Annotated in this window: 15 protein-coding genes and 1 pseudogene; 11 read left to right on the top strand and 5 right to left on the bottom strand. The window is 67.9% G+C overall.

Translation table 11 applies throughout. The features are described 5' to 3' along the window. Positions 1–314: 314 nt before the first annotated feature. The 5 genes from ACFYX0_RS28650 to ACFYX0_RS28630 all read right to left on the bottom strand — a co-directional run bounded on the left by ACFYX0_RS28650 (position 315) and on the right by ACFYX0_RS28630 (position 5,907). Positions 315–854: a hypothetical protein gene (locus ACFYX0_RS28650; protein ID WP_388974279.1), complete on the bottom strand. Its 540-nt coding sequence runs from the start codon at positions 852–854 to the stop codon at positions 315–317. A 1,606-nt stretch (positions 855–2,460) separates the two neighbouring features. Next, on the bottom strand, positions 2,461–3,510 hold the full coding sequence (locus ACFYX0_RS28645; protein WP_388974277.1) for a peptidase: 1,050 nt from the start codon (positions 3,508–3,510) through the stop codon (positions 2,461–2,463). A gap of 30 nt (positions 3,511–3,540) precedes the next feature. Next, entirely contained in the window at positions 3,541–4,074 is a 534-nt protein-coding gene (locus ACFYX0_RS28640; RefSeq protein ID WP_388974275.1) for a hypothetical protein, read from the bottom strand. A 400-nt stretch (positions 4,075–4,474) separates the two neighbouring features. Next, a complete protein-coding gene (locus tag ACFYX0_RS28635) occupies positions 4,475–5,152 on the bottom strand; it encodes an AAA family ATPase (protein ID WP_388974273.1) in 678 nt (225 codons plus the stop codon). Further along, complete coding sequence (locus tag ACFYX0_RS28630; RefSeq protein ID WP_388974271.1) at positions 5,149–5,907, bottom strand: GntR family transcriptional regulator; 759 nt, start codon at positions 5,905–5,907, stop codon at positions 5,149–5,151. Before ACFYX0_RS28630 ends, ACFYX0_RS28635 begins: the two co-directional genes overlap by 4 nt. 546 nt (positions 5,908–6,453) lie before the next feature. Between ACFYX0_RS28630 and ACFYX0_RS28625 the strand changes: the two genes are divergently transcribed. The 11 genes and pseudogenes from ACFYX0_RS28625 (at position 6,454) to ACFYX0_RS28575 (ending at position 15,798) form a co-directional block, all read left to right on the top strand. Then, on the top strand, positions 6,454–6,609 hold the full coding sequence (locus tag ACFYX0_RS28625) for a hypothetical protein (protein WP_388974269.1): 156 nt from the start codon (positions 6,454–6,456) through the stop codon (positions 6,607–6,609). A gap of 167 nt (positions 6,610–6,776) precedes the next feature. Next, entirely contained in the window at positions 6,777–7,046 is a 270-nt protein-coding gene (locus ACFYX0_RS28620) for a DUF6284 family protein (RefSeq protein ID WP_388974267.1), read from the top strand. Further along, a complete protein-coding gene (locus ACFYX0_RS28615; protein WP_388974265.1) occupies positions 7,043–7,903 on the top strand; it encodes a protein spdB in 861 nt (286 codons plus the stop codon). Before ACFYX0_RS28620 ends, ACFYX0_RS28615 begins: the two co-directional genes overlap by 4 nt. Beyond that, positions 7,903–8,244: pseudogene (locus ACFYX0_RS28610) on the top strand (RRQRL motif-containing zinc-binding protein); the annotation flags it as partial. The gene ACFYX0_RS28615 and the pseudogene ACFYX0_RS28610, both read left to right, overlap by 1 nt. Positions 8,245–8,252: 8 nt before the next feature. Then, positions 8,253–8,570: a hypothetical protein gene (locus ACFYX0_RS28605; protein ID WP_388974263.1), complete on the top strand. Its 318-nt coding sequence runs from the start codon at positions 8,253–8,255 to the stop codon at positions 8,568–8,570. A gap of 101 nt (positions 8,571–8,671) precedes the next feature. Next, entirely contained in the window at positions 8,672–10,789 is a 2,118-nt protein-coding gene (locus ACFYX0_RS28600; RefSeq protein ID WP_388974261.1) for an FtsK/SpoIIIE domain-containing protein, read from the top strand. Positions 10,790–10,993: 204 nt separating this feature from the next. Beyond that, the gene (locus ACFYX0_RS28595) at positions 10,994–11,458 is read left to right on the top strand and encodes a hypothetical protein (protein WP_388974259.1); all 465 of its coding nucleotides are present in this window, start codon (positions 10,994–10,996) and stop codon (positions 11,456–11,458) included. A gap of 91 nt (positions 11,459–11,549) precedes the next feature. Beyond that, positions 11,550–12,428, top strand: a complete 879-nt coding sequence (locus ACFYX0_RS28590) for a bifunctional DNA primase/polymerase (protein WP_388974257.1) — start codon at positions 11,550–11,552, stop codon at positions 12,426–12,428. 2 nt (positions 12,429–12,430) lie between these two features. Beyond that, complete coding sequence (locus ACFYX0_RS28585; protein ID WP_388974255.1) at positions 12,431–13,903, top strand: ATP-binding protein; 1,473 nt, start codon at positions 12,431–12,433, stop codon at positions 13,901–13,903. Positions 13,904–14,320: 417 nt separating this feature from the next. After that, complete coding sequence (locus ACFYX0_RS28580; RefSeq protein WP_266995284.1) at positions 14,321–14,518, top strand: helix-turn-helix domain-containing protein; 198 nt, start codon at positions 14,321–14,323, stop codon at positions 14,516–14,518. After that, positions 14,518–15,798: a tyrosine-type recombinase/integrase gene (locus ACFYX0_RS28575; protein ID WP_388974254.1), complete on the top strand. Its 1,281-nt coding sequence runs from the start codon at positions 14,518–14,520 to the stop codon at positions 15,796–15,798. The genes ACFYX0_RS28580 and ACFYX0_RS28575 overlap by 1 nt, the downstream gene beginning before the upstream one ends. Positions 15,799–15,802 lie beyond the last annotated feature (4 nt).

Genomic DNA, 15,802 nt, shown 5'->3' with positions numbered 1-15,802 from the left:
CAACTTGAGCCTAGACACCTCAAGGATCACAGGAGGCGGCGTGTTTCCTGTATCGGGGCAGTTCAGGGCGCCCACACATACGGCAGGAGAGCCTCTTTTGGCTAGTCCACTGATTGCCGGAGTGTCACAGTGCGCGGCTGTACGCCTCTGTTGATGTCAGCTACTGATGTCACGCAACATGCCCTGGAACTGCGACTTCGCTCGTGAAGCCGTGACCCCCCGGAGTAAGCCGGACGCGAGGTCGGCCTGCAAGACTGCCGTACGCGCACCGAGTGGGCATCCCCAGTGCCTACTTGACACCCGAGCCCTTCGTATCAGCCGTCCGCTTCGCACATGAACGCGTTCCCGTCAGAACTAATGTCGTCGAACGGCCACAGGTTGCGGAGCGTCTGAAGCCTCTCTGCGGGCGTCGGTAGCGGTTCAGTGCGCAGATAGGCGCCGAGGCAGGCAATGGCGTCAGCGCACAGGAGCATGATGTCAGCCCGCCTCTCTTGGCTCGTTCTCGTGTCCTCAGGCGGCGCGAGAGGCATGAAGAGGGTGTCGTCCCGCACTCGAGTACGGAGGGCGGCGTCGGGAACACGCTGCATCAGGACCTGTACATGCAAAACTCGCTCATGAAGTCGATGCATACGGTCCTCATCCAAAGGACCTGCCCGCCGTGCATCACGCTGGACTTCAAGCAGCTCCGCCAGCGCTGCCTCAACTGCCGTGGCCGCGCGCATCTGCTGATGTTCCTCACGCGCACGAACCGCTTGCTGTCGCTGAGCCATGGCGGAGGACCAGACAGACAGTCCTCCTCCGACCCCGGTGCCGACCAGGCCGAACACCGCCCCCACCCATACAGATGCGTCCATGCCAGCATCGTGGCCGAGGGCGTGGCGGGAGGAAAGATGCCGCCGTTCGAGCTGGGATCGAATCTTGCGCCGAGTAACCGGGAGCCTGGCAGCCTGTGGTGCTAGGGCGACCTGACAACGCAAGGTCGGCGGAGCGGCTTTCAAGAGCGGTGCGCTTACTGAGCGCAAACCCAAGCTGACCAGTATGTTTCTCGCTCACCGCCGCGGTGCGGATGGGCTCCTGGCCAGAGGATGGCCACAGGGCCCCGAACGATGTGTTGTTCCGTCGCCGCGCTAGACCCCCCACCGCGCCGACGAGAGGAGCCCGCAAGTGGCGCCGTACCAACTGGGTGTTGCGTTAGGACACTGGACACCCTGGATCGCCTTGGGCCTCGCGGCGGTCTGGGTGGGGACAGGCCGATGGCGAGACCACCCGCGCCCTGAAGGCAGGAGCGCCGAAGAGGCCTCATCAGTATTGTATGTCCCCTTCTGCTAACGCAGACTCGCCGAATGAGATGACCTCTTGGATCCCTTTCTCCGGCCCTGGTGCTTTCCACGGTCGGGCGCTTTTCTGCCGTGGCCATGGCAGCGCCCCTTGTGGCCGCTATGACCGTGCCCGTGGTAGTGACCGTGGCAGTCGTTCTTATGGTGCTTTTTCCTCTCCTTCACCGTAAACATGATTCCGGTGGAGGCGCTGGATTTGGCGGGCTCCGTCTGCGGGGCGGCGCTGCTAGCGCACACCCCGTCGGTGAGGGTGGCGCAGGGGTTGACGGCGGTGGTGCCGGGGGTAGCGCCTCCGGCTCGCGGATCCAGGATGCCACTCGACTCATGCCGCAGCCGGAATGCGACTCCAGTCAGTGGGGTTTCCGGATCGGTACCCTGCTTCACCGCAGGTACCGCTTCCGTGTCGGAAGCGGCCCCGCAAGCGGGAAGGCCGCCCCTGGAAGGATGCGAGTGAAGCACTTCATCCCCACCCCTGCTGTCCGGTGAGGTGCGGGCGGAGCATCCGGTGGTGACGGTACCGCCGTTTGTGCTGGACAGGCGCATGGTGACTGTACTGGCTGGGTCGCCCTCACGGGCGCTGCTCTGGAAGTTCGCACTGCCCATGGCCGTGAAAGAAGCCGCGTCGAGCTGGTTCGACGGGTCACTGTCGTCGGTACCCCTGCCGCTGTAGACCGACTTCCCTCCCCTCGGCTTGTCCCTGGCAGACGAGCCGAGCGTCAACACATGTCTATCTGCTTGCTTGACGTGGCCATATGTTTGAAAGCCGGGGGATACCGAGAACGGGCCATTGCCGCCCGACAGGCCTGCAGCCGGACACTTCGGACTAGCGCAATGGCTCAGTCTGCCAGGGGGCGGATCTGCGGAGACGGCCGGTGTCATGGTGAAAGCAAGGGACGAAGAAACAAGCCCCGTGACGATGGCGGAGCGAACTGCTCCCCTGGAGGAGTTGCGCAGCCGCCTGGCAGGCGCCGATCTGCTGTCTGGTTTCACCTTGCTCCTAGCGCAGTGCTGAAAAATCGAGTGGCTTGAGTACCACGCTCAAATGCACCAGAGTGGCGACGGGCTCACCCCAGGTCTTCCCATATGCGATCAGACAAGGGATTCGCTGCCGCTGCCAGGGCAGCTACCGCGTCGCTCCCGGTTCTCCCTGCCCCTGTTGACGGCGCCTACGCCGCCATGACATCACCGCAAAGGGGAAAGCGGCAGTGGCCAGTACCGCCCCGGCGACCTCTCCATAGAGGACCGAGTGGCTGCTGCTGGCATCGGCATGCGCCCGGGCCGGGTGCCCATATCCTGTATGAGCAGGGAAAGTTACGCGGGCGCTGTATGTCTCGTCATACATGCCGCTCTCGAGGTGAAGCCTGGCGTTCCAGGGGCCGTTCGCCATCTGGTCGGTCACTGGTACCGTCACCGGCTCGGACTCACCGGGCGCGAGGGTGGTGCCGAGTTGGATGGCGTAAGGACCGGCGCTGACGCTCCCCTTTACCTTGGTCAGATTCAGGGTTCCGTTCAAGTCCAGAGCGCGGCCTCCGGTGTTGTGGACCTGGGCCCTGACGATTGCCCGGCCAGCCTGGTCCCGTTCGCCGGTCATCGTGCTGACACTGAATTTGGTGGGCGGCGGATTGTGGCCTTCCACGGAAAGGTATACGCGGATTCCGGCCCGGTTGACGAGGGTGACACCAGGGCCGTTCCCGGAGGACATCTGTGCCCAGATAACGCCGTATCGTTCGCCGGGGGCCGCGTCCCCGGGCACGTGAATCGTCACGGTCGTACGAGCCTTGGAGTGGGCTGGCAGCACGAGCCGCTTGCTGCTCAGTGAGGTCCATGAGGTCAGTTCGCTTCTTCGGCCCCCAGGGGCCCCGATGAACGAACCTTTTCTGATTTCCGCAGCGCCGGGATACATCACCACGCGTGCCGGTCTGCTGGAGGTGTTCGCTACCTCCACGCGTCGGCGGATGGTGGTACCGGGGCGCAGGTCGTCGATGACGTAATAGCGTGCCCGTGTGTCGTCCACCAGGGACGCTGGAATGTCGACGAGCCGTACAGAGAAGCTGTCATGGCCGCCAGTCCCTTCCGCCGCGATCCGCGGGGATGCGGTCGCGGACGGAGGGGCGCTGATGGTCCCGACGAGCGCCAGCAGGCACAGCGCTCCAGCCGGAATGTACTTGTGCACGAAAGAGCCTCGGGTCGGGTTTCGGTTACGTCATGCCACGGAATGCGTGACCGTCGAGCTGTACGTCCCCGCGAGCGCGTTCGCAGGGATCGTCACCGAGATGGTGGGGTTCCAGGTGGCCGTGTTGTTGCCGCTGACACCGGTGGCGGTTACCACGGCGCCCGGCGGATACAGCGGGGACAGGGTCGTCCCGTTCGCTGTGACGGTACCGGTCGTGGTCACATTGCCCGGCGTGTAGGAACTGGAGCCCGGTGCGGAGACCGAGATGTTCTGGGGGCCCGTGAAGTCCACTGCGTTCGCCGTGACCGTCCAGCCTGCGGTGCCGGAGCGAAGGTCCGTGACAGTGACGTCACCCAGCTGACCGCTGATCTGCTGCGGGCTGCCGCTGGAAGCCACCGTGCCGAGGCTGGTTGTCCCTGTCGGCACTGTGATACCCAGGGTGCCCTGGCCGGCCACCGACAGCGTCACAGGGGTACCCCCGCTCGTGTCGGCGGAGGCCGGTGCGGGATAGCCCAGAGTGGCCACAGTGCACAGCATGACGGCCAGGGGAATGCGACGGCGCATTCTCTTTTTTCCTCTCAGGAGGAGACGAAGCAGCGTCTCGCTGCATGATCAATTGCGATTGTGGAGTGGCCGCCTCAGCGTGCACGATGGTTCCTCGTGGCGACACGATCGCAGTTAACCCTCTGGGGTAATATGCGTATATTCTCCATGAGTTCAGCCGCTGGGCATGCCAGGGACTGGTCACCTACAGACCCCATGCCCAGCCTGATCCCGCCCCTACTGGCGGAGCCTCTTACTATTCGCCCGTAGGGCCTTAAGGGACGGACTCGCTGATTGCGTTATCGAGCGCGATTGCGGGAGTGATGGTCACTCCACCCTAAAGGTGTGGCAGAACTCGCATAGCTGTGAGTCTCCCTCGCGAGAGAGAGTCACACTCTCGTCCGGGGAGGTGCATTCAGACTCAGGATCGAGTGCCGTCCAGTGCCGCGATCACGGCCGCAGGATCACCGTCGTACGTGAGGTGCGCTTCGTCCGCCTCCGGAGGGACGAAGCGAGTGCGGTAGCGCCGAAGATCACTCTCAGAGAAGTAGATCGAGTTGGGATCCTGCGCGTGGGCTTCGTTGCGTTTACTGATCCTTGACCAGAGCTCATCGTGGCTCGCTGCGAGATAGACCAGCACCGGAATAGCGCCGGCGTCGGTGGCAATGGCTCGCCATCGAGCGCGATCGTCCGGCGTCCAGAAGCCATGGTCAACCACGACGTCATGCCCGGCCTGGAGATGTTCCCGGAGTTCAACCGCGACATCCTCAAGGATCGGACGTTCGAGGGTGGGGAAGGTGCCCCGTGGAAAGTCCACCCCGTACACGCCATGGCGGCGGTACATCTCCTCATCTGGGCAAAGCCGCACGAACCCGCGAGCGGTGAGAGCGCGGGAAAGCGTGGTCTTGCCGGAGCCGGGGAGCCCGGCCATAAGGACGCAGAACGGCGGGCGTTGGAGCATCGGTCTCGTCAGGGTCTCGGAGATGGCGGAGATTTCCGCTTCGGCTTCAGGGGCGAGCGGGCCGGTACGACGCCTGGCGAGCAGGGTGTCCAACCGGTCTTCAAGCACGCTCAAGAGCGTGTCGTCCACGGTCGTCACGGAGAAACCTCCGATTCTGTCCGCCAGGTGCGACCAGGACCCCCGAGATCAACACCGTATTCCACGACGTTGCCCTCGGTGTCGGTGAACTTTGCCGTCATCACCACCACGGGTTCCACAGGTGGGTTCTCAGGGTCCAGCTCCAAGAGCCGCGCGTCTTCCGCTGTCAACAGGCGTGCCGAGGCGGTGTCGGTCCGATGACTGATCGGGAGGCCAGTTGCTTCGGCAATGAGCTGGAGAGACGTTCCCCCGGTCAACCGATCGCTCTTTGCGAGCTGGGGGATCAGCTTCCCGTACCGGGCTGGGATCCACGACGTACTGTGCGCCACGATGCCGTGCCGATCCCTGTAGACCCGGCGACGGCGGATCACGTCAGAGCGAGGCTCGACGCCGAGCGCCTGTGCCACGTCCAGTGGCGCAGGGACCACGGCAGCTTGGTGTGAGTCGGACCTTTCGCCTGATCCCCAGCTTGACCCAGTACGGCGCCCTCGGTCCTGACGCTGCGATCCCGAGGACATCGGGGCGGGTTGGTCGAGTACCTCCGTCCCGATGCCGTGGATCCCCCTGACCAGCCCTTCGTTGCGCAGCTTGCGCAAGGCCTTCTCGGCCGTTGCGGTGCTCACGCCCCACGCTTCCGAGAGGTTCTTGATGCTCGGCAGAAGTGCTCCCGGCTCTAGCTGGCCGGACGTGATCTGTTCCGTGTAGTGAGCGGCAATCTTCGCGTACGGCGCTCGATTGTCGGCCTGACCGGCCATTTCGCCAGCTCCCTCGTATCGGTTCCCTGCGGTTCCCTAGCTTACTACTTGACACCGCAGGGAACCCTAGGGAACCTTAGGGATGTGCCCGCCGGTCGGAACGAGCGATCGGGGGTCACTGCATCCCGGTGCGCCCGTGCTCAAAACGGGCGCACCGTCCTGGAGCGGCCTCAACGCTCGAAGGAAAGCCCCACGGGGTGAGTACGGAGACAGCGTCAGTTGGTTGAGAATTCAACAGAGATTCTGGTTTGACGGGACTTCGGTCCCGTCCCCTCAGCGGCCGGGTGATGGCCGCCGGCAGCCACTTCGTGGCAGGTGAACCTGTCCTGCCCTGCGCATCAGCCCTGGAGAACAGCCGTACGGATCATCCCTTCCTTGCGGGGAGGTCAGTCGTGCGACTGCCACCTGGTCCGCGCTGCCCTGCTGGCGTCAGAGCAGTGACGATGACGCGCCCGATTCCCCGGCTCGGGATCTGTGCTCCGTAGCAACGGCGCGCAGGTGAAGCCGGCCGCCAACCACCACCCACAAGGTCCGGGAGGACTGCGAATGTCCGGCAAGAGTCACCGCGTCTCCGTCGTGCCCGCTCGGGGTGGCCGCAAGTACGAGTACCGCTGCTCCTGCGGCGCCCGCGGCTGGGAGGCGGCGACCTACTCCAGCGCTCAGCAGCAGGGCGAGCAGCACAAGGCCATGGCCCGCCGCTGACCGGTGCCCGCCGGACCCGTCACCGCACGGGCCCGGTCGAGGGGAACCTGCCAGCGGCTCCAACCCAACGAGACCGCCCCATCCACACCACAACGGCGCGCACCCCCGGAGTTGCCTCTCCGGGGGTGCTGTTTGGGCCGTTCCACCTGTGAGAGGAACCACGACCCATGAGCCCCATCGTCACTGTTCAGGACGTTGTTACTGCGTTCGCGGACTGGATCGAGCCGACGGACGCTGAGCTGGACGCGATCGAGGAGGAGATGCCCGTCATCCTGGCGGACGTCGACCTGATCGACGCGCAGATCGTCACCTTGGACCGCACGCCGACCGAGCTGGACGCTCAGCGCATCCGCCGCGCCCGGCGCCGCCTGCTGACGGTCCGCCGCGAGCTGGCCAACCGCACCGCCAGCGCGAGCCTGCCGGGTGGCGCGGCGTGAAGGCCAGGACTGTACTGCCCGCCGTCGCGATGACGGCGGTGTCCATGGTGCTCACCCTCGCCGTGGTCGTGATGTGGCTGGGCACCGCGATGCCGTGGCCCGTCGCCCTGGTCGTCGGTCTGGGCATCGACGGCGGATGGCTCGCCACCCTCGCCTACGAACGCCGCCTCGCGGCACAGGGCGACCACAACCGCACCGTGACCGGTGTCGGCTGGTCGTTCGGCCTCATCGCGACCGGCGTCCTGATCGCCCACGCGCTCACCGCCGAACACTCTGCCGGTGCATGGCTGGCCGTGGCATGGCTGCCCGTCGCAGCCAAGGCGCTGTGGCTGGTGCACGGCATGTGGGAGCGCACCGCGCTCACCCCGAACGCCCTGGACACCATCCGGGGCATCCAGCAGGAGGCCCGTGATGAGGCAGCCGTGGCCCGCGCCCGGCTGCGGGCCGAGGCGTCCACCGAGGAGACCCGGCTGACGGCCGTGACGGCGGCCGGCGCCCGCGTCGCCCACGTCCAAGCGCGGACCGCGCAGACGCTCTCTCAGGCGTGGTCGACGCTGGAGATGGCCCGGCAGCGCGAGGAGACCGGCAGGGCACTGACCAGCGTGACGAGCCCCGTCACACCCGGCGTCACGGCCCGCTGGGAACTCCCGGTGTGGGGCCCGAGCGAGCCGACCGGAACACCCGCGCTGGAAGCCGCACCCGCACTCACCGACGACGCGCTTGACGTACTGGTCGACGAGATCCGTCACAGCCAGACCCCGCCCCTGTCCTACCGCGAGATGGCCGCCCGCTTCCGCGCGGCCGGCCACTCCGCATCCGAGGTCCGCCTACGTGCCGCCTGGAAGCGCGTCGCCTGATGGGCGCGCTACCGGTCTACCGGTGGCGCCTGGCCCCGGACGGCTACGCCACTCGCCGCCAACTCAGGGCACGCGGCTTGCGGCCCGGCGGTCAGGGCGTGGCCGCTCAGCTCGAACGGCCGCGCCGCCGCCGGGAACCGCTGGTCGCCTACCTCTACCGCATCGACCTCGCCAAGCCGGTCCGGCCGATGACCCCGGGCCGGTGGGCGGCCCTGGGGAAAGCGAACGCCGCCCGCCGCATCTGCCCGCAGTGCCGCCGCGATGCGGGCTACGTCATCCCCGCCTCGCTCGGTACCTGCGTGCCCTGCGCCTACCCCGACCCCGCCGACTCCCCGAGGAGTACCTGGCCATGCGCAACGCCGACATCCGTCGCCTGGACCGTGAGATCCAGGCGACGACGAAGAAGCTCGAAGCGGTCCGCCGGGGCGAGTGGTGGCCGCTGAACGGCAGCGAGCGCCGGGCCATGGCCCGCGCCCTGGCCGGCGGCGCCTACAAGGTGGCCCGGGGCCGTAGCGCGGGCCGTGCCGAGGAGCGGATGGACGCCACCGGCAATGCGGCCGAGATGCGGCTGAACGCGGAACTGACCGCCTTGCACGCCGAACGGCAGCGCCTCATCACCGAGGCCGCCCGCGACAAGGCCGCCAAGAAGTCGTCCGGCTGGTTCTGACCAGCCATCACGCCGGGGTGGCCGCTCTTTCCACGGACCCGGCCACCCCGGCCCTCTCCCTTACTCCCGCCCCTGTCGGGGCAGTCAGGAGCACTTCCAGCATGTCTGAGAACGTCGTCCACCTCCACAAGCGCACCGACCCCCCGACTGACGACACCGCCCCCACGGTGCTCACGGTCGTGCCGGACGCGCCGCCGGTCCGGCCCGTGCCGCTCTGGGTCCGCTCCGGGCGGGCCCTGAAGACCGCCGCCACGCACGAGAAGACCAAGGCGACGATGCGGGCGGCGGCCCGGCACAGCCTCTACACCTTCAACGGCAGCCGGATCGTGGCCCGCCGTACCTGGGACGGCCGTACCGGCTCCCGCTACGAACGCATGATCCGGGCGGCGGAAGCCGCGGGGAACCTGGAAGCGGCCGAAGAGTGGGAGGAGCGGTTGCAGCGCTTCCGCGCCGCCCGCCATCACCGCCGCATGGACCTCCTGCACTCGCCCGTGGAGGCCGCCAAGGGCGTGGCCGTCGGCGCCGGCATGAGCGTCGGAGTCCTCGTCGCCCTCGGAGTCGTCATGGCCATCAACACCGGCCACGTCGCCGACGTCGTCACCCCCCTGTCGGCGACGATCGACTTCATCGCCTTGCTCATCCGGATCGTGCAAGTCGTGTGGGGTCCGGCGCTCACGATCGGCCCGTTCCTGGCCCTGCTGGCCCTGTGGTCCGTGGGCCGCAAGCAGCAGGCCGCCCCGAACTGGGCACTGCCGGCGAACGTCCGCAACGGCGAGGGTGAGCCCATCACGCCGTCCATCGTGGTCAAGGCGCTGCGCGACCTCGGAGTCCCCGCCCTGCGCAACGCCATCAAGGAGATGGGTGACGCCGGCGCGAGCATGCTCGGACCGATCACCATCGCCGGATGCGGCGTCGAGGTCGACGTGACCCTTCCCTCCGGGGTGTCGACCAACGAGGTGCAGAACAAGCGCCGGAAGCTTGCCGAGAACCTGACCCGGCACGAGCATGAGGTGTTCATCACCATCCCGACCGCCGCGCGGACGGTGCGGCTGTGGATCGCGGACTCGGGCGCGCTGGATGAGCCGATCGGCCCGTCTCCGCTGGTCACCGACGACACGATGACCGCCGACTACGCCAAGGGCAAGGCCCCGTGGGGTCAGGACCTGCGCGGCGACGCCGCCGCACTGAGCCTCTACCAGCGCCACCTGCTCATCACGGGTCTGTCGAACCAGGGCAAGACCGTGGCCCTGCGCTCCCTGGCCCTGTGGCTCTCGCTGGACAAGTCGGTGCAGTTTCTCATGGGCGACCTCAAGGGCGTTGGTGACTGGGCCATGTTCGACGGGCTCGCCACGACCCTGATCCAGGGACCGACGGATGAGCACGTGATCCAGGTGACCGAGATGGTCGAGGGCGCCGTCGATGAGATGAACCGCCGTATCCAGGCGCCGCCCGGCACCGTGTTTCCGCCGCTGATCGTGCTGGTCGACGAGGCACAGGTGGCGTTCATGTGCCCGGCCAAGGATGAGGACAAGCGGCCCTATGGCGGGTCGAAGGCCAACTCCCGGTATTTCATGGCCGTCCGGAAGATTCACAACCAGGGCCGTGCGGTGAACGTGCTGATGTGGCAGGGCACCCAGGACCCGACCAACGAGAACCTTCCCAAGCTGGTCCGCGAGGGCGCCCACACCCGCGCCTCCCTCGCCCTGGGCACCGAGTCGCAGGCCCGCATGGCGCTGGGAGACAAGGCGGTCGACGGCGGGGCGGCGCCGAACCTGCTGCGTCCGGGTCTGGACCGGGGAACCCTGGTCGTCGCTTCCGACGGCATCACCATCCCGGCCGGACAGTCGTCCATCACGGTGCGCACGCACTACATCGACGACGACGCCGCCGCGGCCATCACCGACCGGGCCAAGGCGATGCGCGACGGCGTGACCACCCTGCACGCCATCGAGCGGGGCGACGAACACGATCCGCTCGCCGACATCGCCGCCGTCGTCGGCGACGCGCCCCGCGTGCGGACCAAGGACGTGCTGGCGCGGCTCGCCACGCGGAACGCGGACGCCTACGGCGGCTGGTCGTTCATCGACCTCAAGCGCGTCCTGGACGACGCCGGCGCGGAGCCCTACAAGTCCGACGGCGTGATGGTCGTTGCCCGCGACCGGGTTGCCCGCGCCCTCGCCAACCGCGACACCGAGGGTTCCGCTTCCGCCGACGGATGACAGGGAGCGCAACGCCGACGGGTCAGGGAGGCAGGGAGAACTCCCTGAACACCTCCCTGCCCCGCATCCCTGGCCCTGACCTGCACAAATGATCGCTCAGGGAGTCAGGGAGGCACCCCAGGTCAGACCCCTCAAACCCCCCTCTCAGCACCCCCGGCAGGGGGTGTCTCTGCCTCCCTGAACCGACACCGGAAGGAATTCCGCATGTACCCCGAGCACACCGGCCACGCCCCCGCCGTACGGGCCCCGGAAGTCCACTACCCCGCCCCCATCACCCCCGCCGCGCCGTACGCGGCGCCGCTCGTTCCCGTCCAGCCGCACGGCATGCCGGCGGTCGCGAGCGTCGTCCTCCCAGACGGCCGTGTCGTCACCGGCTACGCCATCGAGCCCGCCAAGCCGGAACCAGTCGCGGCCAAGCCGGCCGTCTCCCGCGCAGCGGTCAACGTCGCCCTAGGAGGTGTCGGGTTCCTCGCGGTGTGCGGCGGGCTGCTCCTACTGACCACGTTCATCGCCGCCCTCACCGCGCTGGTCACTCAGCTCATCGTGCTCGCCGCCGTCATCTTCGGCGGTTGGATCGCCGTGCAGGTCTTCAGTGCAGGTCGCAACGGCGCGGGGACGACGGTCAACATCCGCAAAGCCGTCTTCAAGCGCAACCACTTCCACGGCTAGCCACGCCAAGGGCGGCCCCTCATCGTCTCGCCAAAGACCGGGGCCGCCCTTGCCCAACCAGCCCTCTCAGACCTGTTGGAGGTCACCCAGAATGACGCAACCGACGGCCATTCGGCGAGCGCTCGCCACGACCGGCGAGCATCTGCCCACTGCTCTGCGTCTCGCGGCCGACGGCCTGCCGGTGCTGCCCCTGCGCCGGGGCAAGCTGCCGTTCGGGAACTGCCCCGCCTGCGCGCACAACGCCTGCGGGGGCCGGCCGAACATGAAGACCCCCGGATCCTGCGCCTGCCCGCAGCCGTGCCACGGCTGGGCCGCCGCCACCACTGACCCGCACGTCATCGCCTCCCCCGCGTGGACGACTGCATGGCGGCACGCGGCGGCCGTGGCCTACCACCCCGGCGGCGCCGGCGTGACCGTGGTCGACCTGGACGACCCCGCCGCCGTCCAATGGGCCCGCGCGACTCTCCCGGCGACCCGGACCGTGACCACCACCCGGGGCGAACACTGGATCTACCGGGGAACCATGCCGTCCTCGAACGCTGTACGACCCGGCATCGACATCAAGTCCCTTATGCAGTACGCCCGTTGGCTCGGAAACGGCGCGGGCGTCACGGCCCCTCTCCCGGCCGTGGTGCGCGCGCTGGCAGTAAAGGAACCGGCCCCGGCCCGTAGGACGCCACAGAGCCTCACAATGCCTCTGAGGGGCCGTGAGGGCGAGTGCCCGCACCGCACGCCCACCTACCTGGAGCGGGGCATCGCCATGGGCGTGCAGCGGATCAGCGAGGCCCGCAGCGCCGTCCACGCGACCGTGTACCAGACGTTCCTGGCCGTGCTGTCCACGCACGGCCGGTGCGGCTGCCTCACCGACGCCCATGTCACGCGGCTGTTCACCGCCGCGCAGGCCAAGGGCGAAACCGTCCGGCACTGCACCGACGCGTGGAGCAACGCCCTGACCGCGTTGGGACTGTGACCGTGGCCGACGACGACAAGAACCCCGCGCGCGAGGTCATCACCGACTACGCGCAAGCGCACTTCCGGTACTTCCGCACCGCTGACGGCACCGTGTACGCGCAGCGCAACGGCCACCCCGTCGCCCGCCCCATCCGCTCCCAAGGCACCACCGGCAGCCACCGCCAAGAACTCATGGTCGGCCTGTTCCGGGACGGGCTCGGGGTGTTCAACGGGACCGCGTTGAAGGAGGCACTCGACTTGATCGAAGCACTCGCGCTCACCGAGGACGTGCAGCCCGTGCACATCCGCGTCGCACCCGGATTCGACGGCGCCAGCTGGTTGGACCTGGGCCGCGCCGACGGGCAGTCCGTCCGTATCCACCCCACCGGCTGGGACATCGCCGTCCCCGACCCGCGTGAGGTGTGCTGGCGACGCACCCAGCTCACCGGCGAACTCCCGCTGCCGGTCAAGAACACCGACGGCAAGGGCATCGACCTGCTGCTTAGGCTCTGCAACTTCGCCACCGCCGAAACGGAGTGCCTGGCCATCGCGTGGCTGGTCGGATGCCTCGGGCCGTCCGTGCCCGTCCCCGCGCCGTTCCTCACCGGCCCGCAGGGCGCGGGCAAGTCGACCGGCGGGAGGATGCTCGTGCGGATCATCGAGGGCATGACCGGCGACCTCCGCCGCGCCCCGAAGGACGAAGAGAACCTGCTCGCGGCGGTGGCGGCCGGCTGGGTGACCGCGCTCGACAACCTCTCCCACATGAGCCCGGACCTTTCCGACGCCATGTGCTGCATCGTCACTGGAGCCGAGAACGTCAAGCGCGCCCTGTTCACCGACGGAGACGTCTTCCGCGTCGGCTACCGCCGGCCCCTGCTCCTGACCGGCATCGACGTCGGCGTGATCCGGCCGGACCTGGCGGAACGGCTGCTGCCCTTGCGGCTGGAGCGGCCCCAGGTGCGGCGCACCGAGGATGAGCTGTGGACGGAGTACGCAGAGGTTCTGCCCGTGATCCTCGGATCGCTCCTGGACCTGACGGTCAAGGTCCGGGCGGTGGAAGCAGAGACTCCCACGGACCTGCGAATGGCGGACTTCGCTCACCTATGCGCGCAGCTCGATGCGGCGACCGGTCTGGGTGCGCTCGCTGCCTACCGGGCCAGTCTGGACGATCTCAACGACGACGTCATTGAGGGGGACCTGTTGGCACAGACGGTGTTGCAGCACGCCGCCAGCATCGAACCAGGTGCCGAGCAGCGGATGACGTCCACGGAGTGGCTGCACTGCCTCAGCCGCGTCTACACCGGCGACGACTTCCGTCCCCTGCCCAAGGGCTGGCCGACCACGGGCAAGGTGCTCTCCGACCGGCTCAAGCGGCTTCAGCCCACCCTCGCCGCGCGGGGCGTGGTCATCGATTCGGGCCGCACCCGGGAGGGCCGCTACATCGTCATGACCCGCACGCTCAACGCGCGGCCGCACGAGCAGCAGGCGTTCTGACCGGCGCCACGGCCGTACAAGCAAGAGGAGCACCACGCCCCCGCGTGCTCCTCTTGCTGTTCGGCGCTCGCGCCGCCCAAAGGTCGCGCCGCGAAGCGGCTCCTTCTTCACACCCTGAGCCGCTACAGCACTACAGGCACCCCCTCTTTTTCCTAAGTAGGGGAACGCCGCGTCACAGCGTCACACGATCTTGGAAAACGGCCGGTCACCTGCACAGACAGGCGTGACGCAGACGCCCCATCTCTGCGTCACGCCGCGTCACCTGCGTCACGCGTGACGAACAGCCTGCGTCACGCGTGACGCACCCCCACCCCTCTCCGTCACCTCAAACCCGCAGGTCAGAAACCTGCGTGACGCAGGTGACGCTGTGACGCAGAAATCCACACCTCGGACAGACCGCCCCAGAGGAGTCCCCGCATGACCACCGCCATGCCCCCGAGCCACGAGGCGCTCAAGGTCCCCGAGGTCATGTCCGCCCTGCGCCTCAGCCGCAGCAAGGTCTACGACCTCATTCGCTCGAAACAGCTCGAAAGCTTCACGTCCGGCCGCGCCCGCCGCGTCCCGGTCGACGCCGTACGCCAGTACATGCGCAACCGCATTGAGGAGAGCGACTGATGGCCAAGCGCGCCAACGGTGAAGGAACGATCAGCAAGCGCGCGGACGGCCGGTATCACGCCGCCGCCTACGTCTACCGCCCCGACGGCACCCGCACCCGGAAGTTCGTCTACGGCAAAACCCGCAAGGAAGTGGCTGACAAGCTCACGGAGTTGCAGGAGAAGACCCGCCACGGCATCCCGGCCGCAGAGTCCACCATGGCGTTCGGCGACTACCTGACCTACTGGCTCGCCACCATCGCACCGGCACGGCTCAAGCCGTCCACGCTGAACAGCTACGAGGGTCTGACCCGCCTGTACATCCGCCCCGCCCTCGGTAAGAAGCGGCTCAACCGGTTGTCGCCGGCGGACGTGCGCCGATTCCTGGCGGAGTTCAAGGACTCCTGCCTCTGCTGCCTACGCGGTGCAGACCAGGAGCGCCCCGAGGGCAAGCGTTCGTGCTGCGCCGTGGGCCGCTGCTGCAACCGTCGCCCGTCCGCCCGGACCGTCCAGTACATCCACGCCGTCCTCCGGTCCTCGCTTCAGCAGGCGATCCGGGAAGAGCTGATCGCCCGGAACGTCGCGCGGATCGTGGAAACCCCCACCGTCGCCCGCAAGGAGGTGCGTCCGCTAGACGCCGCAGAGGCACGTCTCATGCTCAAGACCGCCCGGTCCCACCGCCTCAACGCCCTGTGGCTGCTGCTCGTGTCCACGGGCCTGCGGCGGGGCGAGGCGCTCGCCCTCACGTGGGCAGACGTCGACCTGCCGAACGGTCAGCTTCGCGTCCGGCGGAACGTGCAACGCATCCGACGTGAGCTGATCTTCGGCAGCCCCAAGACGATGCGCTCCATCCGTACGGTGTCCCTCCCGAAGCGCTGCATCCAGGCACTCACTCACCACCGAGCCCAGCAGGAACGGGAACGCATGGTCGCGGGGAAGAAGTGGCGGCCCGCCCCGGGGCAGCCCGACGGGCTGATCTTCACCACGCCGACCGGCCGCGTCACGGACCCCCGCAGCCTGAACCGGATGCTCACCATCCTGTGTCGGGACGCCGGCGTACGACGCGTGCGCGTGCACGACCTCCGACACACGTGCGCCTCACTCCTGCTCGCGCAGGGCGTGGACGCTCGCACGATCATGGAAACCCTCGGGCACAGCACGATCACGATGACGCTCGACACCTACGCTCACGTCATGAGCACGACACTCAAGGCCGCCGCCGACCGGATGGACGATGCCCTCGGACTCGACGAGTTGGAGGAGGAATCAGACGGCGAGCAGGAGCCGCGCGCCGAGGAGTAGTCGG

It is taken from the genome of Streptomyces sp. NPDC002573 (genome assembly GCF_042889625.1).
GTDB lineage: Bacteria > Actinomycetota > Actinomycetes > Streptomycetales > Streptomycetaceae > Streptomyces > Streptomyces gibsoniae.
Note: the sequence above shows the minus strand (reverse complement) of the source record. Positions and strands in the feature narration are given on the sequence as shown.

Excerpts from the sequence above, each read along its gene's own strand:
- ACFYX0_RS28650 (WP_388974279.1), bottom strand. The coding sequence starts at position 854 with ATGGACGCATCTGTATGGGTGGGGGCGGTGTTCGGCCTGGTCGGCACC.
- ACFYX0_RS28640 (WP_388974275.1), bottom strand. The coding sequence starts at position 4,074 with ATGCGCCGTCGCATTCCCCTGGCCGTCATGCTGTGCACTGTGGCCACT.
- ACFYX0_RS28630 (WP_388974271.1), bottom strand. The coding sequence starts at position 5,907 with ATGGCCGGTCAGGCCGACAATCGAGCGCCGTACGCGAAGATTGCCGCT.
- ACFYX0_RS28625 (WP_388974269.1), top strand. The coding sequence starts at position 6,454 with ATGTCCGGCAAGAGTCACCGCGTCTCCGTCGTGCCCGCTCGGGGTGGC.
- ACFYX0_RS28620 (WP_388974267.1), top strand. The coding sequence starts at position 6,777 with ATGAGCCCCATCGTCACTGTTCAGGACGTTGTTACTGCGTTCGCGGAC.
- ACFYX0_RS28605 (WP_388974263.1), top strand. The coding sequence starts at position 8,253 with ATGCGCAACGCCGACATCCGTCGCCTGGACCGTGAGATCCAGGCGACG.
- ACFYX0_RS28600 (WP_388974261.1), top strand. The coding sequence starts at position 8,672 with ATGTCTGAGAACGTCGTCCACCTCCACAAGCGCACCGACCCCCCGACT.
- ACFYX0_RS28595 (WP_388974259.1), top strand. The coding sequence starts at position 10,994 with ATGTACCCCGAGCACACCGGCCACGCCCCCGCCGTACGGGCCCCGGAA.
- ACFYX0_RS28590 (WP_388974257.1), top strand. The coding sequence starts at position 11,550 with ATGACGCAACCGACGGCCATTCGGCGAGCGCTCGCCACGACCGGCGAG.
- ACFYX0_RS28580 (WP_266995284.1), top strand. The coding sequence starts at position 14,321 with ATGACCACCGCCATGCCCCCGAGCCACGAGGCGCTCAAGGTCCCCGAG.
- ACFYX0_RS28575 (WP_388974254.1), top strand. The coding sequence starts at position 14,518 with ATGGCCAAGCGCGCCAACGGTGAAGGAACGATCAGCAAGCGCGCGGAC.